Source organism: Kocuria sp. LUK (genome assembly GCF_021012935.1).
In the GTDB taxonomy this organism is placed as follows: Bacteria; Actinomycetota; Actinomycetes; order Actinomycetales; family Micrococcaceae; genus Kocuria; species Kocuria flava.
Genome location: NZ_JAJMZI010000005.1, coordinates 207,216 through 227,526, shown reverse-complemented (window position 1 = coordinate 227,526; position 20,311 = coordinate 207,216). Strand labels below are relative to the sequence as shown.

The window sequence follows — 20,311 nt, the reverse complement described above, 5'->3', positions numbered from 1 at the left end:
CTACAGTGGACGTCGTGCCCGCCTCCGACTGCCCTCCGCCCCGCCCCGAGCCCGCCCGCCCCGCCGCCCCGGAGCGCCTCGACCCGGCCCGCATGCCCTTCACGGCCGCCGCCGTCGACCGGGACGGGATCGAGCGCGAGCTGCGCGACGTCCGGCCGGTCGCGGCGCAGGAGCCCGGGACGCTCGTGCTCGTCCTCGCCGGCGGGCTCGCGCCCGTGGCCGGGGACGACCTGCTCCTGGTGCCCGCCGAGGGCCTCCCGCCCGGCCCGGCGGACCCGCGCCACCCCGAGGTCTACCTCGGGCGCACCACCGCCGGGGGCGTCCCGGGAGCCCGGGTGCTGCTGCGCCCCGTGCCCGGCCCCGCCCCCGGCGCCGCGCAGGAGCCCGCCGAGACCGGCGCGACGGCCCCGGGTCAGGACCTGCTGGCGGCCGTGGCCCGGCACGCGGCCGCGGACGGCGCGCCCGCGCTGCGCTGGGCCGGGCTGCGCGAGCTGGGCCCCGTGCTCGCCCCGGAGGACGCCGCGCTGCTCGTGGCCGCCCAGTCCGTGGGCCTGTGGCACCGCGACCACCCCCGCTGCCCGCAGTGCGGCGGCCCCACCGACGTCGTCCGCTCCGGCTGGGCCCGCCGCTGTCCCCACGACGAGTCCCTGCACTTCCCCCGCACGGACCCCGCGATCATCGTCGCCGTCTCCGACGGCGACCCCGACCCCGCCCGCGAACGGCTCCTGCTGGGCCGCTCCGCCCTGTGGCGCGGCAACCGCTTCTCGACCTTCGCGGGCTTCGTCGAGCCGGGGGAGTCCCTCGAGCAGGCGGTCGTGCGCGAGGTCGAGGAGGAGACCGGCCTCGTCGTCGGCGACGTCCACTACCTCGGCTCCCAGCCCTGGCCCTTCCCGCGCTCGCTGATGCTGGGCTGCCGCGCCGTCGTGCGCTCGGGGGCGGCCGTGCCGGACGGCCAGGAGATCCTCGAGCTGCGCTGGTTCACGCGCGCGCAGCTGCTGGCGGCCGCCCGCGACGGGTCGGTGACCCTGCCGGGGAAGGTCTCCATCGCCCACGCCCTGATCGAGCACTGGCTCGGCGAGGCCCTGCCGGAGAGCACCTGGTGAGCGAGGCCCGTCCGGGCGGGGCCCCGGAGCTGCCGCTGGAGGAGCGCATCCTCGAGGGCCTGGACCCGGAGCAGCGCGAGGTCGCCATGACCCTGCGCGGGCCGGTGTGCGTGCTCGCCGGGGCGGGCACGGGCAAGACCCGGGCGATCACCCACCGGATCGCCTACGGCATCGCCACCGGCGTCTACACCCCGCAGAAGGTCCTGGCCCTGACGTTCACGGCGCGGGCCGCCAACGAGATGCGCAACCGGCTGCGCGGTCTGGGCGCGTCCGGGGTCCAGACCCGCACCTTCCACGCCGCCGCCCTGCGCCAGCTCCAGTACTTCTGGCCGCAGGCGGTGGGCGGGCCGCTGCCCGGGCTCGTCGAGCACAAGGCGCGGCTGATCACGGAGGCCGCGCAGAACATGCGCCTGTCCACCGACCGCGCGGCCGTGCGGGACCTCGCGGCGGAGATCGAGTGGGCCAAGGTCTCGATGCTCACCCCGGACACCTACCCGGCGCGGGCCGCCGGGCGGGACATGCCCCTGGGCTACGACGTGCGCACGGTCCAGCGGCTCTACCAGTCCTACGAGGAGCTCAAGACCGACCGCCACCTCATCGACTTCGAGGACGTGCTGCTGCTGACCGTCGCCGTGCTCGAGGAGGACGAGCGGGTCGCCGCGACCGTGCGCGAGCAGTACCGTCACTTCGTGGTCGACGAGTACCAGGACGTCTCCCCGCTGCAGCAGCGGCTGCTCGACCGGTGGCTCGGCGGCCGCGACGACGTGTGCGTGGTGGGCGACGCCTCCCAGACCATCTACTCCTTCACGGGCGCCACCTCCCGGCACCTGCTCGAGTTCCCCCGGCGGCACGAGAACGCCCGGGTGATCGAGCTCGTGCGCGACTACCGCTCCACCCCCCAGGTCGTCGAGACCGCCAACCGGCTGCTGGCCGCCCGCCGGCCCGCCCCCGGCTCGACGCCGGGATCCTGGGCCACGCCGCTGCGGCTCGTCGCCCAGCGTCCCGACGGGCCCCGGCCCTCGTGGAACGAGTACCCCGACGACGAGGCCGAGGCCGCCGGGACCGCCGCGCGCATCCGCGACCTGCTCGACGACGGCGTGCGCGCCGCCGAGATCGCGGTGCTGTTCCGCACCAACGGACAGTCGCAGGCCTTCGAGGCCGCCCTGGCCGAGGCCGGCATCGGCTTCCAGCTGCGCGGCACGGAGCGGTTCTTCAACCGGCCCGAGGTCAAGCAGGCCGTCGTGCAGCTGCGCACCGCCGCCCGCGCCGCCGGCGCCGCGGAGGACACGCCCCGCCTGGTCCGCGACATCCTCTCCTCGCTGGGCTACAGCGACCGCGCCCCGCGCTCCACGGGCGCCGTCCGGGAGCGGTGGGAGTCCCTGGCCTCCCTGGTCTCGCTCGCGGACCGGATGGCGCAGGACGCCGCGGCGCGCGGCGAGGAGTTCGGGCTGCCCGCCCTCGCGGCGGAGCTCGAGCGACGGGTCGCCCAGCAGGACGCGCCGGTGCTGGAGGGCGTCACCCTGGCCTCCCTGCACTCGGCCAAGGGCCTGGAGTGGGACGCGGTCTTCCTCGTGGGGCTCAGCGAGGGACTGATGCCGATCGGTTTCGCCGAGACCGCCGACGAGGTCGACGAGGAGCGGCGGCTGCTCTACGTGGGCATCACCCGTGCGCGCGAACACCTGGTGCTGTCGTGGACCCTCTCCCGCACCCCCGGGGGCCGGCCGAACCGGCGGCCCTCACGCTTCCTCGAGGCCCTGCGCGCGCCCGAGGAGGCCGCCGCCGGGGGGCGGCGCAATGCGGTGCGCGGCGGCCCGGCGCCCCGGAGCGGGCCGCCCCGGACCGGGCCGGCCCGGGGCGGGACCTTGCGCCCGGGCGCCGCCGGGGCCCGGGCGGGTCAGCCGCGGTCGCCGGGCAGGTCCTGACCCAGCCCGCACAGGCACGACCGGCGGTCGATCGCCAGCGGCTCGGACCCGGCCGGGAAGGGCGGGCGCAGGACCTCGGCCTGTCCGGGGCCACCGCCGCCCGGCAGCGGGAGGCCCCCGTCCAGCGAGGGCAGGGCCACGGCGAGCGCCTCCGCGGCGAGGCGGGCGGCGACGGCCGCGCCGAACGCCGGGCGCGCCCAGGCGGCCAGCACCTGCTCCCGCCGGCCCGCCCGGGCCCGCGGCACGGCCGCGAGGGTGGCCCGCAGGCAGTCGGGGCAGGGCCGGTGGGCCCAGGCGACGACCGGCCAGCGCACCACGGCCCCGGGCACCGCGTGCACGGACAGCAGCGGGTGCTCCGGGGCGGCGGCGTCCCCGGGGTCCGGGCACAGGGCGCGCCCGCCGGCGTCGTGGACGCCACCGCGCAGCACGAGGCACCCGGGCAGCAGCGGACCGGGGAACAGCTCCGGGCCGCTGACCGGGGCACAGCGGGGGTCCTGGGCGCGCAGCCGCCCGCGCAGGGCCGCCTCCCGGGGGCGGCCCAGGTCCCCGCGGGAGTAGGCGCCGGTGCCGAGGTCGGTCTCCGTGACGGGGCCGGGGTCGTTGACGTTGAGGGAGAGCACCCCGCAGCGCAGCAGGTGCACGGCGGCCGCGGCGGTGATCCCGTCGAGGCCCAGCACCAGCACGTGCACCTCCTCGGGGCGCGGCAGCCCCGCGGCCGGCACCGCGTCGCCGGCCGCACCGGGCCGGCGTCTCGGCACCCGGGCGGGCCCCGGGCCGACCGGGCCGGGGCGTCCGGGGCCGCTGCGCACAGGAGCCGGGACGGAGGGATCCGGGACGGCGGGATCCGGGACGGAGGGGCCCGGGACGGCGGGGCCCGGAGCGGCGGGAGCCGGGGCGGCGGCACCCCGGCGGAGGGGACCCGGCCGGGCGGCGTGGGCCGGGAAACCGGGCGGCGGGGCGGGGGAGCGGGTCACGAGCACCTCCGGGTCGTGCGGGCGGGAGCTCCCCACCCTGCCCGCGCGCCGGGACCGGCGCACGGCGGGCCGCAGTGTCCACAGTCCACAGACCCCGGGTGCGCACACGGCCGTCTCGCGCCCCCGGCCGCCGGCGTGTTCAATGTCCCCATGACCGCACCCTCCGAGCCCGAGGTCGTGGTGCGCCGCTCGGCGCGCCGCCGCAAGACCGTCTCCGCCCACTGGAGCGAGGACACGGTCGTGCTCTCCGTGCCCCAGGCGGCCACCCGCCGGCAGATCGAGCACTGGACGCGCGAGCTCGTGCCCCGCGTCGTCGAGCGCCGCCGCCGCGAGGCCGCCCGCGGCGCCGCCCGGCGCTCGGACGACCGCCTCCTCGAGCGCGCCCAGGAGCTCTCCCGCCGCCACCTCGAGGGCCGGGCGCGCCCCTCGGACGTGCGCTGGTCGGCGCGCCAGCAGGCCCGGTGGGGCTCGGCGACCCCGGCGACCGGGGTGATCCGCCTCTCCGCGCAGCTGCAGGAGGCCCCGGAGTGGGTCCTGGACTTCGTGCTGGTGCACGAGCTCGCGCACCTGCTCGAGGCCGACCACAGCCCGCGCTTCCGCGCGCTGGAGGCCCGCTACCCGCACGCGGAGCGGGCGCGGGCCTTCCTCGACGGCGCCGCGTGGGCGCACCGGCAGGGCGCGCCCGGGACGGATCAGCGGGAGCCGCCGCCGTCCTGCGGGCCGTCCTCCGCGCCGGAGGGCCCGGAGCCGTCCGGGTCGTCGTAGTCGCCGGAGAGCAGCTTCTGCAGGGCGGCGTCGACCTCGTCCTCGGAGGCCGTGAGCAGCCCCCGGCGCGCGGTGAAGCCCGCCGGGTCGTCGAGGTCCTCGTCCGTGGGCAGCAGCTCGGGCGCGTCCCACAGCCGGTCGCGCTCCCCGACGCCCCGCTGCCCGCCCACGTGGCGCCAGAACTCCGCCGCCTCGCGCAGCCGCCGCGGGCGCAGCTCCAGGCCCACGAGCGCGCCGAACGCGTGCTCGGCGGGTCCGCCGGAGGCGCGCCGGCGGCGGATCGTCTCGGACAGCGCCCCGGCCGAGGGCAGGTTCGCCGTCGACTCCGCCGTCACCACGTGCACCCAGCCCTCGACGAGCGCCAGGACGGTCTCCAGGCGCTTGAGGGTGACCTCCTGGTCGGGGGTCTGCTGCGGGGCGAAGATCCCGGAGGACAGCGCCTCCTGCATGCTGGAGGGGTCCATGGGGTCGATGTCGCGGGCGGCCTCCTCGATGCGGGCCATGTCGATGTGGATGCCCTCCGAGAAGCGGCGGACCAGGTCCAGAACGTGCCCGCGCAGCCAGGGGTTCGCGGTGAACAGGCGCACGTGGGCGGCCTCCCGCACGGCCAGGTAGAGCATGATCTCCTGGGCCGGGAGGTCCAGGCCCTCGCCGAACTCCTTGATGCTCGCGGGCAGCAGCGCGGAGCGGCCCTCGGCCAGGGGCAGGCCGATGTCGGTCGAACACAGCACCTCGCGGGAGAGCCCGCCGATCGCCTGGCCCAGCTGCATGCCGAAGAGCATGCCCCCGGCGCCGGCGAGCATGCCCGTGGCCCCGCCCATCATGGCCGTCAGCTCTGCGGGCAGCTGCTGGGTGAGCGCGTCCGTGAGCGCCTGCGTGACGGAGCCGGCCACGGGGCCGGTCATCTCCTGCCACGTGGGCATCGTCGCCTCGATCCACTCGGCCCGCGACCAGGCCTGCGGGCGCACGGCGGTCGGGTCGAACGCCGTGTGCTCGCCGAGCCACAGCTCCGCGAGCTTCATGGCGTCCTCGACGGCCCCGCGCTGGGCGGCGGTGACGGAGGGGTCGCCGTCGGCGGCCGCGATCCGCCGGGCGTGGTCGTGGGCGAGCTTCCAGTTGACGGGTCCCTCGGTCCCGGCCCCGCCCATCATGGACTGGATCTGCTGGAACATCATGGACATCGTCTGGGGGTCCATCGGCACGCCGGCCCGGCGCAGGTCCTCGGGGTTCATGCCGCTGCCGCCGAGCAGGCGCTCGAGCATCTCCTGGAAGGGGTCCTTGCGCCCGTCGTCGTCGCCGGAGGGGTCGTGGGGAGGCTGGGAGGTCATGGGTCCACCGTTCGGTCGGGTCGGGGCTGGGGCCCGGGCGAGCGGGCGCCCGGGCGGTCTCTGCACCCAGCGTAGCCACGGCGCCACGGAGCCGACCACGGGCGAACTCCCAGTTCGCTGGAAGCTCACGGCGCCGGCGCCCGGGTAGACTGGGCCGCTCGGACCGGGGCGCCCGCCGCGGCACACGGCCCGGTCCGCCGCCCCGCCGACCGCCGAGGACCGTCCGTGACCCCTTCCCCCCGCCCGCGCCGCCGCAGGGACCTGCCGTCGTGGGCGCTGCTCGGCTCCGCGGGCCTGCTGCTCGCCGGCACGCTGCTGCCCGCCCCCTTCGTCCTCGAGGCCCCCGGCCCGACGTTCAACACCGTGGGGGAGCACGAGGGCCGGCAGCTGCTGGAGGTCACCGGGGCGCCCACCTACCCCACCGAGTCCGTGCTCGACCTGACGACCGTCTACGTCTCCGGCGGCCCCAGCAGCGACGTCGGGGTCCTGGGGGTGCTGCGCGCCTGGCTGGACCCGTCCACCGCCGTCGTCCCCGCCGACGTCCTGTACCCGCACCGGGTCTCCGCGGAGGAGCTCGACGCCTCCAACTCGGTCGCGATGACCTCCTCGCAGGAGACCTCGGTGGCCGCGGCCCTGGACCACCTGGGCATCGAGCACAGCACCCGGCTCGTGGTGCGCGGCACCGTGCCCGGCAGCCCCGCGGAAGACCGGCTCGAGCAGGGCGACGTCCTGCGGGCCGTGGACGGGGGACCGGCCGGGAGCGTCGAGCAGCTGCGCTCCGCCCTCGACGCCGCCGGTGAGCGCGGGGTCCTCCTGCGCGTGGAGCGCGACGGGACCGAGCGCGACGTGCGGGTGCCCACCGTCCAGGACGAGGCCTCGGGGCACCGGCAGCTGGGCGTGCTCCTCGAGCCCGACCACGACTTCCCCCTCGAGGTCTCCTTCGCGCTGGAGGACGTCGGCGGTCCCAGCGCCGGGGCCATGTTCGCCCTCGGGATCGTCGACGAGCTCACCCCCGGCTCGCTGGCCGGGGACCACCACGTCGCCGGGACCGGCACCGTGGACGCGGACGGGCTGATCGGCCCCATCGGCGGCGTGCGCCAGAAGCTCGACGGCGCGGCCGCCGCCGGCGCCGAGCTGTTCCTGGCCCCGGAGGGCAACTGCCCCGAGGTGCGCGGGCACGAGCCCGAGGGCCTCACCGTCGTCGCGGTCCGCGACCTGGACGACGCCGTGGCCGCCGCGTCGGCCGCCGGCCGCGGGGAGGACCTCTCCGCGCTGCCCTCCTGCGGGACGCCGTGAGCGGCCCGCCGTGCACGATTGCACCCCCTTCAACGCCCTGGGCAGAATGGACGGGGTGCGCCGGCCGGACAGTGCCGTCCCGCCGGCCGTTCCCCCGACCGAGCCCCGCTCGACCCCGACCCGACGCCGAATGCAGAGGTAGCCAGTGACCGCCGGACCCACAGCCCCCCGACCACCGAGGCAGCAGCCCGACGGACAGCGGAGGAAGCGGGGTGCGCTGTGGCCCACCGTCGTGGTCGTGCTCGTGCTCGTGGCCGCCTTCGTCGGCGCGACCCAGCTCTACACCGACGTGCTGTGGTACGACCAGCTCGGCTACCTGAGCGTCTTCCTCACCGAGAACCTCGTGAAGATCGTGATCTTCACGGTCGCCGCGGTCCTGGTGGCCGCGCTGATGTTCGCGAGCCTCTACCTCGCCCACCGGCACCGGCCGATCACGGCCGAGTCGATCGTCGACGACAACCTGCGCCGCTACCAGGAGGCCCTGGAGCCGGTGCGCAAGATCGTCATGGTGGTCGTGCCCGTGCTCTTCGGCCTGTTCGCGGCGTCCACGGCGATGACCCAGTGGGACACCGTCCTGCTGTTCCTCAACCAGGAGCCGTTCGGCCGGGAGGACCCGCAGTTCGGCCTCGACATCGCCTTCTACGTCTTCACCCTGCCGTTCCTGCGCTTCCTCATCGGCTTCCTCGTCTCGGCGATCCTGCTCGCGGGCGTCGGCGGGATCCTCATGCACTACGTCTACGGCGGGATCCGGATCAACGAGCGCGGGCTGGCCACCACGCGCGCCTCCCGGGTGCACCTGGGCGTGCTCGCGGCCCTGTTCCTGCTGCTGCAGGCGGCGAACTTCTGGCTGGACCGCTACTCGACCGTCCAGTCCTCCTCCGGGAAGTGGACCGGCGCGCTGTACACCGACGTCAACGCCGTGATCCCCACCAAGGCGATTCTGGCGGCCGCCGCCCTGATCGTGGCGGTGCTCTTCGTCGTCGCTGCCGTGATCGGGCGCTGGCGCCTGCCCGTGATCGGCACCGCGGTGCTGCTCGTGGTGGCCGTGGTCGCCGGCGGGATCTACCCGTGGATCGTCCAGCGCTTCCAGGTGCTGCCGACGGAGCAGGCCCTGGAGAACGAGTACATCCAGCGCAACATCGAGCTCACCCGCGCCGCCTACGGCCTCGACGAGACCGAGGTCATGCCCTACGACGCGACGACGCAGACGGAGCAGGGCGCGCTGCGCCAGGACACCGAGACCACCTCGAACATCCGCCTGCTGGACCCCAACGTGGTCTCCGCGGCCTTCTCGCAGCTGCAGCAGTTCCGCCCGTACTACCAGTTCCCGGACACCCTCAACGTCGACCGCTACGAGATCGACGGCGAGGTCCAGGACACCGTGATCGCCACGCGCGAGCTGAACCCCGACCAGAACCAGGGCTGGTACAACCAGCACGTCGTCTACACCCACGGCTACGGCGTGGTCGCCGCCTACGGCAACCGCGTGCAGGCCGACGGCAAGCCGCAGTTCATGCAGGCGGGCATCCCCTCCCGGGGGGAGATCTCCGACGACTACGAGCCGCGGATCTACTTCGGCGAGAACTCCCCGGAGTACTCGATCGTCGGCGGCGGCGAGGGCGACGAGCCGCTCGAGCTCGACCGTCCGCAGACGGCCGACGACGAGGGCGCCGACGCGAAGACGACCTTCGCCGGCGACGGCGGCCCCTCGATCGGCAACTTCTTCAACCGCCTCGCCTACGGCATCAAGTTCCAGTCCTCGGATCTGCTGCTCTCCGACGCGGTGCGCCCCGAGTCGCAGATCCTCTACGACCGGGACCCGCGCGAGCGGATCGAGAAGGTCGCCCCGTACCTGACCGTCGACGGCTCCCCGTACCCGGCGATCATCGACGGCCGGGTGCAGTGGATCGTGGACGCCTACACCACCTCCGACGCGTTCCCGTACTCGACGCCGTCGGTGCTGCAGGAGGCGACCCAGGACACCCAGACGGCCCAGGGCGCCGCGGCGACCCTGCCCCCGGAGCGGGTCAACTACATCCGCAACTCCGTCAAGGCCACGGTCGACGCCTACGACGGCTCCGTGGAGCTCTACGCCTGGGACGACCAGGACCCCGTGCTCAAGGCCTGGCAGAAGGTCTTCCCGGACACGCTCAAGCCCTACTCGGAGATGTCCGCCGACCTCATGGCGCACGTGCGCTACCCGCAGGACATGTTCAAGGTCCAGCGCGAGCTGCTCAACCGGTACCACGTCACCGACGCGAACAGCTTCTACGCCAACGACGACGTGTGGTCGGTGCCCAACGACCCCACGCAGGACCGCGACGTTGCCCTGCCCCCGTACTACCTGTCGATGCGCATGCCGGGGGAGGACCAGGCGAACTTCTCGCTGACGACCTCCTTCATCCCGCAGCAGTCGGAGACCGGCAACACCCGCAACGTCATGTACGGCTACCTCTCCGCCAACGCGGACGCCGGCACCGGCGAGGACGGGGTCAAGAGCGAGGAGTACGGCACGCTGCGGCTGCTCGAGCTGCCGCGCTCCTCGGTGGTGCCCGGTCCCGGCCAGGCGCAGAACCTCTTCAACTCGGACACCGACGTCTCCACGGAGCTGAACCTGCTGCGCCAGGGCGCCTCCGAGGTGATCAACGGCAACCTGCTGACCCTGCCCGCCGGCGGCGGCATGCTCTACGTCCAGCCGGTGTACGTGCAGTCCTCCGGGGACGCCGCGTACCCGACGCTGCGGCGCGTGCTGGTCGGCTTCGGCGAGGAGGTCGGCTTCGCACCGACCCTCGAGGAGGCCCTGGACGAGGTCTTCGGCGGCGACTCCGGCGCCCAGACCTCCAGCGGCGCCGGCGTGAGCGAGGCCGAGGCCGAGGCGGGCGCCGAGGGCGGCGACGGGGCCCCGGCGGACAGCGGCAGCCTCGAGGACGCCCTGTCCCAGGCCAACGAGGCGATCCAGGAGTCCGAGCAGGCGCTGCAGGACGGCGACTGGGCCCGCTACGGGCAGGCCCAGGACCGGCTCCAGCAGGCCATCGAGCGGGCCCTCGAGGCGGACGGCGTCGTGGCGCCCGAGGCCGAGGGCGCCCTGGCCCCCGAGGAGGGGGACGAGCAGCCCGCCGAGTAGCCGATTTGCGGGCCCACCCCGCGGCACGTATAGTCGTACATGTCGCCGCGGGGTGGAGCAGTTCGGTAGCTCGCTGGGCTCATAACCCAGAGGTCGCAAGTTCAAATCTTGCCCCCGCAACCACGGAAAGGCCCCGGACCACCAGGTCCGGGGCCTTTCGCCTGTCCGGGTGCGGGTCTCCGCCGCCGCAGGTCTCCGCCACCGGTGTCCGCCGCGGGTCAGCGGCGCGGGTCGTCCCCGCCGCGCCCGGTCCCGGCGGCCTCCCGGGCCCCGCACCCCGACTGCTCCCTGCTGCCGGCTCGGGCCCGCCGCCCCCGGTGCCGGCCCTCCGTGCCCGAGCGCGCCACCGCGCGACCCCGGCCGACGCGCGACGGCCCGTCCGCCCGGTGCCGGTCGTCACCGTGGCGCGCTCCCGGAACGGGCGAGGCCCCGTGGCACGGATGCCACGGGGCCTCGCCCGTCGTGCGCTCGGCCCGCCCCGGCGGGGGAGCGGCGCCGGCTGCCCTCAGACCTCCTCGGAGGAGACGATCCGCTCGGCGCTGCGGGACTTCAGGGCCGCCAGGCGGGCCTCGACCTCGGTCTGCTGCCCGAGCTCCTCGAGGGACTCGAACTGGGCGTCCAGGGAGGACGCCGCGAGCTCCTGCTGGCCCAGCACGCGGGCCTCCTCGCGCCGGATCTTGTCCTCGAACCGGGAGACCTCGCTCGTGGGGTCCAGCACGTCGAACGCCTTGAGGGCGTCCTGGACCTGCGCCTGGGCCTGGACGGTCTTCTGGCGGGCGTTGAGCTCGTCCCGCTTGTTGGACAGCTCCTGGAGCTTGCCCCGCATCTTGTTCAGACCGTCCTTGAGCTTCTCGACGACCTCGGTCTGCGCCTGGATCTGCGGCTCCGCGCCCTTGGCCTCCGTCTCGTACTGGATCTGGCGCTGCAGGGCCACCTTGGCGAGGTTGTCGAACTTGTCGGCCTCCGAGCCGCGCCCGGCGGCGCGGAACTCCTCGGCCTTGTTGGACGCGGCCAGGGCCTTGTTGCCCCACTCCCGCGCCTCCTGCACGTCCTCGGCGTGGTCCTGCTCGAGCAGGCGGAGGCTGCCGATGGTCTGGGCGACGGCGGCCTCCGCCTCGCGGATGTTCTCGGTGTAGTCGCGCACCATCTGGTCCAGCATCTTCTGCGGGTCCTCGGCGGCGTCGATCAGGGCGTTGATGTTGGCCTTCGCGAGCTGGGCGATGCGGCCGAAGATGGACTGCTTGATCATGGTGCTCTTCTCTCCTCGGGGTCGAGCCCGGGCGGCGCCCGGGACGGTGGTCGGTCGGGGAAGCTGGTCGCCGGCGGCGGCGCGGGCCGGCGGGTGCGCGGGGTCGGGCGTGCCCGGTCCCGGCGGGTGCGGGCTCAGAAGTTGCCGCCGATCCCGCCGTCGAAGCCCCCGAAGTCGATGCCCCCGCCCCCGCCCCCGCCGAAGCCGCCGCCGAAGCCGCCGCCCAGCCCGCCGCCGCCGTTGAGGATCGAGCCCAGCAGGATCCCGCCGAGCATGGCGCCGCCGAGGCCGCTGTTGCTGCGGCCCCGGTAGCCGTAGCCGCCCTGGGGCAGGCCGAAGCCGCCGTGGCCGAAGCTGTCGACGTCGTGCTGGGCGATGTACTGGGCCTCGCCGGCCAGGCGGACGGCCTCGTTCGCGTGGCCGAGGGCCTCGGAGGGGCTGGACGAGCGCAGCTGCTGGGCGGTCGCGAGGCAGCGCTCCGCCTCGGCCAGCCGCGTGCGCGCCTCGGGCCCCACACCGCCGCGGCGCGCCCAGATGTACTCGCTCGCGGAGCTGACCTGGGCCTGGGCGGAGACGAGGGTGTGGGCGAGGGTCTCGCGCGCCGAGCGGTCCCGCTCGTTCTGGGAGCGCACCGAGGCGAGGCCCTTGTCGAGCTCGTCCTTGGCCACGGCGAGCCGGCGGCTCAGCCCGAGGGGGTCGACGCGCCCGCCGGCCATCTGCTCCTCGACCAGCCGCAGCACCTCCTGGACGCCGGCGGCGGCGCCGGCCAGCTCGGGGTTCGTGCCGCGGCGGACCAGGGCGTCGGCCTCGGCGACGTCTCGGCGGGCGATGGTCACCGCGTCCTTGAGGGACTCCTCGGCCTGGGCCAGCTCCCGGGCGGCGTGCTCGACGGCGTCGAGGAGCCCGCCCGCCTGGCCCACCGCCTCCTCGGCGGCCCGGACGTCGAGCACGGCGTCGCTCGTGCGCCCGGCGGCCAGCTCGTCCCGGGCCTCGTCGACCGCGGTGCCGACGAAGGCCAGGCGCTCGCGGGCCTGCTCCACGTTGTCGCGCACGGGCGCCAGCGCCGTCTCGTTGTAGCGCTGCCCCAGCTGCCGCAGCCGCTGCTCCGCGGTGTCCAGGCGGGGCCGGACACCGTGGGCGGCGCGCTCGACGTCCTCGAGCGCCTCGGGGGCTCGGGTCTCGAGCCGGCGCAGCTCGCTGAAGGCCTGCTCGTGCTGCTCGAGCGGGCGCTGGGCGTCCTGGGAGCGGCCGATGATCTCCGTCAGCCAGGCGCGCTGCTGCTGCTCGGTGTCGGGGATGTGGTCCTCGAGCTGCTGCTGGAGGGCGAAGGAGGCCTGCATGTGCCGCTTGGCGTCCTCGAGGGCCCGCCGGAAGGGCTCGACCTGCTCCCGGCCGTACTGCATCTCGGCGAAGGCGAGCTCCTGCTCGGAGTGCTGGATGGCGTTGTCGGTCGCGACGAGCAGCGCGCCGGCGCGCCGGCGCAGCTCGGGGATCGGCACCTCCTGGTGGGGCTGCGCGGGCCCGCCCGGCCCCGCCGGGGTCCCCTGCCGCTGGGGGGCCCGCTCCCGGCGCTTCTTCCGGCTCGCGGCGAACCCGTAGGCGGCCAGGCCGCCGGCGCCGAGCAGCCCCACGCCCAGCAGGGCCAGCCCGCCGCCCCCGCCGTCGTCCGTCCCACCGGCCGCGGCGCCGCCGGAGAGCTCGGTCCCGATGCCCTCGACGGCGCCGAGCACGGCCCCGTCCCAGTCGCCGGCCGAGAGGGCGGGGAGAATCTGCTCCTGGTAGATCGCCCGCAGCGCCGCGTCGTCGAGCGGGCCGCCGTCGGCGGCGTCGAAGCGGGCCTGCCGGTCCTCGGTGGCGATCGCGAGGACGGCGTCGTTGCTGCCGAAGCCGTTGAGGTCGGCGAACTCCTGGACCCACCGGTCCGGGTCCGAGGGGCTGGTGAAGGAGTCGACCGTCACCGCGTAGAGGGTCACGCCCTCCTCGGTGGCCAGCTGCCGGATCTCCGCCTCGAGCGCGGAGGGGTCCTCGAGGGCGCCGCTGCCGTCCACCACGCGCTCCCCCGGGGGGACGTCCACGGGCGGCTGGGCCACGGCCGCGCCCGCGGGCACGAGCAGGGCCAGGGCCAGGCCGCAGCCGGCGGCGGTCCGGCGGGAAGTGGTGCGCCAGGTCATGATCTCCCTCACGTCGTTCGGTGGTGCCGATTCTAGGGCCGGCCCCCGGGGGCGGGGCAGGGACACCGCGGCCTACGCGCAGGGCGAAACCCCCGTGACGGCACCGTGGACGGTGCCGTCACGGTCCCGGCGTCGTGCCCGTGCCCGGCCCGGCGCGGGGTCCTCTCAGCGTCGTCTCAGTGCCCGTTGCGATACTGGGGGCGAATCCCACCGGCCCGCGGCGGCTCCCCGGCCCGCCGCGCCCCTCCCCGAGGAGTTGCCCCATGACCGAGCCCCGCGACCCGAGCCGCGGCACGGACCCCCAGCACACCCGGCCCCTCCCGCCCGTGGACGGCCGGGCCGGCGAGCGCGACCCGTGGGCCCGGCCCCTCTACGGCGCCCCCGCCGGCGGGGAGGGCCCGGGCGGCGGGCACGGGTCCGGCTCCTCCGCCGGCCCGGCCCCCGCCGGCCCCGCCCCGGCGGGGGCCCGAAAGCGGTTCACCGGGGGCGCGCTCGTCACCGGCATGGTCCTGGCGGCGCTCGTCGGCGCGGGGACCGCCGCGGGGACCGACGCGCTCCTGGACCGGGGGTCCACCGGCGCCGCGGGCGGCTCGGCGCCGGCCTCGGTCATCGTCAACGACCAGGACGAGGTCAACGCGGTGACCGCCGCGGCGCAGAAGGCGTCCCCCTCGACGGTGACCATCTCCGTGTCCGCGGGCAACCAGGCCGGCTCGGGCTCGGGCGTGGTCGTCGACGACGAGGGCCACATCCTCACCAACACCCACGTGGTGACCCTCGACGGCACCGCCGGGGACCCGTCCATCGAGGTCCGCCTCGACGACGGCACGGTGCACCCGGCCACGGTCGTGGGCACCGACCCCCTCTCCGACCTCGCCGTGCTGAAGGTCGACGCCCCCGGGCTCGTGCCCGCCGAGCTGGGCTCCATCGAGGACGTCAACGTCGGGGACACCGCCATCGCCATCGGCGCGCCCCTGGGGCTGTCGGGCACCGTCACCGACGGCATCGTCTCGACCCTGGACCGCACCATCGCGGTCGCCTCCTCCGCCGCGCCCGACACCCCCTCGGAGGGCGACGGCGGCCGGACCCCCGGCCGGGACGACTTCTTCTTCGACCTCCCCGAGGAGGGCGGCGGGGGAGGCTCCTCGCGCGGGGCCTCGGAGTCCGTGTACCTCAACGTCATCCAGACCGACGCCGCCATCAACTCCGGCAACTCCGGGGGGCCGCTGGTGGACCGCGACGGCCGGGTGATCGGGATCAACGTCGCCATCGCCTCCGCCGGCGCCTCGGGGGAGGCCGGCAACATCGGCGTGGGCTTCGCCATCCCCGTGGACACCGCCCGGCGGGTCGCGGAGGAGATCATCGCGGACGGCTCCGCGAGCCACGGCTACCTCGGCACCACCGTCTCGGCGGCGGCGGCCGCGGACGGGCGCAGCCAGGCCTTCTCGGCGGGCGCGCAGGTCCAGGAGGTCGTGGACGGCTCCCCGGCCGACGAGGCCGGGCTGCGCGCCGGCGACGTGATCACCGAGTTCAACGGCCACCGCATCGAGGACGCCACCTCCCTGACCGCCGCGGTGCGCGAGCTCCCGGCCGGGGGCACCGGTACCGCCGTGTACCTGCGCGACGGCGAGCAGCGGACCGTCGAGGTCACGGTCGCCGACGCCGCCGAGCAGGGCTGAGCCGGACCGGCACGCCCCGCGCGGATCCGGGCGGGGCGAGCCGGGCGGTGCGGGACCGGGCGCGTCCCGGGACGGGCCCGGGCGGCCCGGACCGGGCGGGGGCCGGGGCTGTCCGGGCCCTCAGCGCCCCGCGCCGGCGAAGCCCAGCTGGCGCCACGCCTCGTAGACGGCGATCGAGGCGGCGTTGGCGAGGTTCAGCGACCGGCGCGCGGGCAGCATCGGGATCCGGACCCGCGCGGTGACGTGCGGGTCCGCCTTGACCTCCGCGGGCAGCCCGTCGGACTCCCGGCCGAACAGCAGCACGTCGCCGTCCCGGTAGGCGATCTCCGTGTGGGCGAGCTCGCCGTCGGTGGTGAACGCGAACACCCGCTCCGGGGCCAGCGCCGCCCACGCGCTGTCGAGGTCGGGGTGGACCGTGAGCACCGCGAGGTCGTGGTAGTCCAGTCCGGCCCGCCGCAGGTGGGCGTCGGCGAAGCCGAAGCCCAGCGGCTCCACCAGGTGCAGCTCGGCGCCGGTCACGGCGGCGAGGCGGATGGCGTTGCCCGTGTTGCCCGGGATCTCGGGGGTGTGGAAGAGGATGCGGAGCATCCGGCCAGTCTACGGAGCCGCGGGCCCGCCTAGACTGGGGGGATGGCCCGCCCCGCCGTCTACCTCGACCACGCCGCCACCGCACCCCTGCGTCCGGCCGCGCTCGCGGCGCTCACCGACCAGCTCGCCCGCGGCGGCAACCCCTCCTCGCTGCACGGGCCGGGGCGGGCGGCGCGCGCCGTCGTCGAGCAGGCCCGCGAGGACGTCGCGGCCGCCCTGAACGCGGACCCCGTCGAGGTCGTCCTGACCTCCGGGGGCACCGAGGCCGACAACCTGGCCGTCCAGGGTCTCTACCGCCGCCGGCGCGCCGAGGACCCGCGACGGCGGCGGATCCTCGTCTCCGCCGTCGAGCACGCCGCCGTGGCCGAGACCGCCGAGTGGCTGGCCGCCCACGAGGGCGCCGAGGCCGTGTGGCTGCCCGTCGACGCGCAGGGGCGGGTGGACCCCGAGCGGGTCCGGGCCGAGATCGCCCGGGACCCGGCCGCCGTGGCGCTGCTCGCGGTGATGTGGGCCAACAACGAGGTCGGCACCGTCCAGCCGGTCGCCGAGCTCGGGCGGCTCGCCGCCGAGGCCGGGGTGCCGTTCCACTGCGACGCCGTCCAGGCCTTCGGCGTCCTGCCCGTCGACGCCCGGCTGCCCGGGCTGACCACGCTCGCGGTCTCGGCGCACAAGATCGGCGGCCCCGTCGGCGCCGGCGCGCTCGTGGCCGGCCGCGGGGTCGGCCTCGAGCCGGTCCTCCACGGCGGCGGGCAGGAGCGCAGGGTGCGCTCCGGGACCCTCGACGCCGCGGCCCTGGCCGGCTTCGGCGCCGCCGCCCGCGAGGCCGCCGCCGAGCGGGAGACCGAGGCGGCCCGGCTCGCCCGGCTCCGCGACCGGCTCGTCGACGGCGTGCTGCGGATCGTGCCGGACGCCGTGCCCCGCGGACCCCGCACCCGCGGTCCCGGCGAGGACCGGCTGCCCGGCCTGGCCCACTTCACCTTCCCGGGCTGCGAGGGCGACTCCCTGCTGTTCCTGCTCGACGGCGCCGGGATCGCCTCCTCGACCGGCTCGGCCTGCCACGCCGGGGTGCCGCGGGCCTCCGCCGTGCTCCTGGCGATGGGCCTCGACGAGACCGCCGCCCGTGGCGCCCAGCGGTTCAGCCTCGGGCGCACCAGCACCGAGGCCGACGTCGACGCGCTGCTCGCGGTGCTGCCCGAGGTGCACGACCGGGCCCTGCGCGCGGGGCTCTCCGGGGCCGCCGCCCCCGGCCCCGGCCGGGAATAGTCCCGCCCCCGGCCCCCGTTGAGGCCACGGACCCCCGCACCCCACCGAAGAACCGGAGGCAAGACCCACCGTGCGCGTACTGGCAGCCATGAGCGGCGGCGTCGACTCGGCCGTGGCGGCGGCCCGCGCCGTCGACGCCGGCCACGACGTCACCGGCGTCCACCTCGCCCTCTCCCGCGCCCCCGGCACCCTGCGCACGGGCTCCCGCGGGTGCTGCACCGTCGAGGACTCCCGCGACGCCTGGCGCGCGGCCGACCTGCTGGGCATCCCCTACTACGTGTGGGACTTCTCCGAGCGCTTCCAGGCCGAGGTCGTCGACGACTTCGTCGCCGAGTACGCCGCCGGGCGCACCCCCAACCCGTGCCTGCGCTGCAACGAACGGATCAAGTTCGCGGCCCTGCTCGAGAAGGCCCTCGCCCTGGGCTTCGACGCCGTGTGCACCGGCCACTACGCCAAGGTCGTCGAGGGCCCCGGCGGCCACCGCGAGCTGCACCGCGCCGCGGACTGGGCCAAGGACCAGTCCTACGTGCTCGGCGTGCTCACCGCCCAGCAGCTCGAGCACGTGCTGCTGCCGCTGGCCGGGACCCCGTCCAAGGCCGAGGTCCGAGCTGAGGCCGCCCGCCGCGGGCTGTCCGTGGCGAGCAAGCCCGACTCCCACGACATCTGCTTCATCCCCGACGGCGACACCCGCGGGTGGCTGGCCGAGCGGATCCCGCCCGCCGAGGGCGAGATCAAGGACGCCGAGGGCGCCGTCGTGGGGACCCACCCCGGCGCCCACGCCTTCACCGTCGGCCAGCGCAAGGGCCTGCGCATCGGCACCCCCGCCCCCGACGGCCGGCCCCGGTTCGTGCTGGAGATCCGGCCCAAGGACAACGAGGTCGTGGTGGGCCCCAGGGAGGCGCTGGCCGTCGACGAGCTGCGCGGGATCCGCCCCAGCTGGGCCGGGCGTCCCGTGCCCGAGGCCGAGCAGCTGCTGCAGGGCCCGCGCGAGGCGGGGCGCACGTCGTCGTCGTTCCCCGTCCTCGCCCAGGTGCGCGCCCACGGGGACCCGGTCCCCGCGCGCGCCCGGCTGGAGCTGGTCGAGGGCCCGGACGCCGAGCCCGCCCCCGAGCTCGTGGTCCGCCTCGACGAGCCGATGAACGGCGTCGCCCCGGGGCAGTCGGTCGTGCTCTACCAGGGGAGCCGGGTGCTCGGGCAGGCCACCGTCTCCGCGACCCGGTCCCCGGTCCGCCCGGCCGCCGGCGCGGGCGGGCCCGCCGCCGGCCGATAGACTGGCGCCCATGAGCGCACTGCACGACAACGCCCCCGCCGACGTCCGCGCGCACCGCGACTTCGACCCCGAGGCCTCCTCCCTCCACGGCGAGGCCGACCCGGCCGTGCTCGCCGAGCTGCAGGCCATCCGCGGCACCATCGACAACATCGACGCCGCCCTCGTGCACATGCTCGCCGAGCGCTTCCGCGCCACCCAGCGCGTCGGCGTGCTCAAGGCCGCCCACGGCCTGCCCGCCGGCGACCCCGACCGCGAGGCCGCCCAGATCGGCCGCCTGCGCGCCCTCGCGGCCTCCGCCCAGCTCGACCCCGAGTTCGCGGAGAAGTTCCTGAACTTCATCATCAGCGAGGTCATCCGCCACCACGTGGCGATCTCCGAGGACCACCGGCGCCGGGACGACGGCACCCCGTGAGCCGCGGCGAGTCCACCGGCACCGGCCACGACGGCCCGCCCCGGGTCACCGGCACGGCGCTCGGGGTGCTCCCGGGCACGGACGTGCTCGAGGCGGTCACCCTCCTGCGCGGGGAGCTCGGCGCCCCCCACCTCTCCTTCCTCCCCGCCCTGCCCGACCGCGGCCCGGTGGCCGGGCCCGTGGCGCGCACGGCGGCGGTGCTCGAGGAGCTGCACGCCGACCGGCAGCCGCACGGCTGGCGCGTGTCGGGCACCCCGGGCAAGGACTCCCGGGCGGCGCGCGCGCTGCTGGGCAGCGACGTCAACGTCCTCGCCGACGTCGTCGGCGCCGAGACCGGCCCCGACGACGCCCCCGTGAAGACCCAGCTGCTCGGACCGGTCAGCCTCGCCGCCGAGCTGCACCTGCACGCGGGGGAGCGGGCGGTCAGGGACCACGGGGCACGGCGGGACGTCGCCGCGTCCCTCGCCGCCGGCATCGGCGAGCACGTGCGCGCCGTCGCCGCGGCCGCGGCCGGCCGGGACGTGGTGGTCCAGCTCGACGAGCCGCTGCTGGACCGCGTGCTCGCCGGCAGCCTGCCCACCGCGAGCGGCCTGCGCACGCTGCGGGCGGTGCCCGCCGCCGAGGCCCGCGCGGCGCTGGCCCTCGTCGTGGAGGCGGCCCGGTCCGCGGGCGCCGCCGGCGTCGCCGTGCGCCCCCCGGCCGGGACCGATCCCCGCACCGCCGCCGAGGCCGGCGCCGACGCCCTGGTCCTCGACGCGCCCGCCGGCTCCGCCCGCGAGTGGGAGCCCGTCGCGGCCCTCGTGGAGGCCGGGCTCGAGCTGTGGCTGGGCGCCGTGCCGGTGCCCGCGGGCACCGGTGGCGCCCGCGCGGCGGCGGCCGGGCTGTGGCGGTCCTGGCGGGACGTCGGCCTGCCCGCCGCCGCCCTGGACCGGGTGCGGATCACCCCGCGCGCGGAGCTCGGGGCCCTGGACCCGGCCGGGGTGCGGGCGGTCCTCGCCCTCGTCACGGCCACGGCCGAGGCCCTCGCCCGCACGGCGGCCGAGGCGTGAGCCGGGGCGGGGACCCCGGACCGACACGTTGCGCCCCGGGGTGCGCCACCGCCCGGGAATCGGACACAATGCAGGTGGACCGTGCTCGCGGACCCCGCCGGCGGACCGTTCCGCGGCCCGC

Annotated in this window: 15 protein-coding genes and 1 tRNA gene; 11 read left to right on the top strand and 5 right to left on the bottom strand. The window is 76.5% G+C overall.

Translation table 11 applies throughout. The features are described 5' to 3' along the window. Positions 1-14 precede the first annotated feature (14 nt). Both nudC and LQU92_RS11015 read left to right on the top strand, forming a co-directional pair. Entirely contained in the window at positions 15-1,103 is a 1,089-nt protein-coding gene (gene nudC / locus LQU92_RS11020; protein WP_308071624.1) for an NAD(+) diphosphatase, read from the top strand. After that, positions 1,100-3,025, top strand: coding sequence for an ATP-dependent helicase (locus LQU92_RS11015; protein WP_230780719.1), 1,926 nt, complete (start codon positions 1,100-1,102; stop codon positions 3,023-3,025). Before nudC ends, LQU92_RS11015 begins: the two co-directional genes overlap by 4 nt. Here LQU92_RS11015 and LQU92_RS11010 read toward each other — a convergent pair. Next, entirely contained in the window at positions 2,998-3,708 is a 711-nt protein-coding gene (locus tag LQU92_RS11010; protein WP_230780718.1) for a hypothetical protein, read from the bottom strand. The two genes, LQU92_RS11015 and LQU92_RS11010, sit on opposite strands and share 28 nt — an antisense overlap. Before the next feature lie 441 nt (positions 3,709-4,149). Between LQU92_RS11010 and LQU92_RS11005 the strand changes: the two genes are divergently transcribed. Continuing rightward, positions 4,150-4,764, top strand: a complete 615-nt coding sequence (locus tag LQU92_RS11005) for a M48 family metallopeptidase (protein WP_101852017.1) — start codon at positions 4,150-4,152, stop codon at positions 4,762-4,764. On the opposite strand, the gene LQU92_RS11000 is transcribed toward LQU92_RS11005, so the two are convergent. Further along, the gene (locus tag LQU92_RS11000; RefSeq protein WP_230780717.1) at positions 4,692-6,092 is read right to left on the bottom strand and encodes a zinc-dependent metalloprotease; all 1,401 of its coding nucleotides are present in this window, start codon (positions 6,090-6,092) and stop codon (positions 4,692-4,694) included. The genes LQU92_RS11005 and LQU92_RS11000 overlap by 73 nt on opposite strands. A gap of 225 nt (positions 6,093-6,317) precedes the next feature. On the opposite strand from LQU92_RS11000, the gene LQU92_RS10995 reads away from it, so the two are divergent. The 3 genes from LQU92_RS10995 (at position 6,318) to LQU92_RS10985 (ending at position 10,635) form a co-directional block, all read left to right on the top strand. Then, the gene (locus tag LQU92_RS10995) at positions 6,318-7,388 is read left to right on the top strand and encodes a S16 family serine protease (protein ID WP_230780716.1); all 1,071 of its coding nucleotides are present in this window, start codon (positions 6,318-6,320) and stop codon (positions 7,386-7,388) included. 145 nt (positions 7,389-7,533) lie between these two features. Further along, positions 7,534-10,512, top strand: a complete 2,979-nt coding sequence (locus tag LQU92_RS10990; protein ID WP_230780704.1) for a UPF0182 family protein — start codon at positions 7,534-7,536, stop codon at positions 10,510-10,512. A 46-nt stretch (positions 10,513-10,558) separates the two neighbouring features. Continuing rightward, positions 10,559-10,635 (top strand) — tRNA-Met (locus LQU92_RS10985). 382 nt (positions 10,636-11,017) lie between these two features. Here LQU92_RS10985 and LQU92_RS10980 read toward each other — a convergent pair. Continuing rightward, the gene (locus tag LQU92_RS10980; RefSeq protein ID WP_058859227.1) at positions 11,018-11,761 is read right to left on the bottom strand and encodes a PspA/IM30 family protein; all 744 of its coding nucleotides are present in this window, start codon (positions 11,759-11,761) and stop codon (positions 11,018-11,020) included. A 134-nt stretch (positions 11,762-11,895) separates the two neighbouring features. Next, positions 11,896-13,932, bottom strand: a complete 2,037-nt coding sequence (locus LQU92_RS10975; RefSeq protein ID WP_230780702.1) for a TPM domain-containing protein — start codon at positions 13,930-13,932, stop codon at positions 11,896-11,898. A gap of 263 nt (positions 13,933-14,195) precedes the next feature. Here LQU92_RS10975 and LQU92_RS10970 point away from each other — a divergent pair, with 263 nt between their 5' ends. Next, on the top strand, positions 14,196-15,608 hold the full coding sequence (locus LQU92_RS10970; protein ID WP_230780700.1) for a S1C family serine protease: 1,413 nt from the start codon (positions 14,196-14,198) through the stop codon (positions 15,606-15,608). Between the two features lie 120 nt (positions 15,609-15,728). On the opposite strand, the gene LQU92_RS10965 is transcribed toward LQU92_RS10970, so the two are convergent. Beyond that, on the bottom strand, positions 15,729-16,196 hold the full coding sequence (locus LQU92_RS10965; protein ID WP_101852020.1) for a tRNA (cytidine(34)-2'-O)-methyltransferase: 468 nt from the start codon (positions 16,194-16,196) through the stop codon (positions 15,729-15,731). 42 nt (positions 16,197-16,238) lie between these two features. Between LQU92_RS10965 and LQU92_RS10960 the strand changes: the two genes are divergently transcribed. The 4 genes from LQU92_RS10960 to LQU92_RS10945 all read left to right on the top strand — a co-directional run bounded on the left by LQU92_RS10960 (position 16,239) and on the right by LQU92_RS10945 (position 20,190). Next, entirely contained in the window at positions 16,239-17,459 is a 1,221-nt protein-coding gene (locus LQU92_RS10960; RefSeq protein WP_230780698.1) for a cysteine desulfurase family protein, read from the top strand. A 70-nt stretch (positions 17,460-17,529) separates the two neighbouring features. Beyond that, positions 17,530-18,729 carry a tRNA 2-thiouridine(34) synthase MnmA gene (mnmA, locus tag LQU92_RS10955; protein ID WP_230780696.1) on the top strand — a complete coding sequence of 400 codons (1,200 nt, stop codon included), beginning with the start codon at positions 17,530-17,532 and terminating at the stop codon, positions 18,727-18,729. A gap of 10 nt (positions 18,730-18,739) precedes the next feature. Further along, entirely contained in the window at positions 18,740-19,141 is a 402-nt protein-coding gene (locus tag LQU92_RS10950; RefSeq protein WP_058859221.1) for a chorismate mutase, read from the top strand. After that, positions 19,138-20,190, top strand: a complete 1,053-nt coding sequence (locus LQU92_RS10945; RefSeq protein ID WP_230780694.1) for a hypothetical protein — start codon at positions 19,138-19,140, stop codon at positions 20,188-20,190. Before LQU92_RS10950 ends, LQU92_RS10945 begins: the two co-directional genes overlap by 4 nt. The last annotated feature ends 121 nt before the right edge of the window (positions 20,191-20,311 follow it).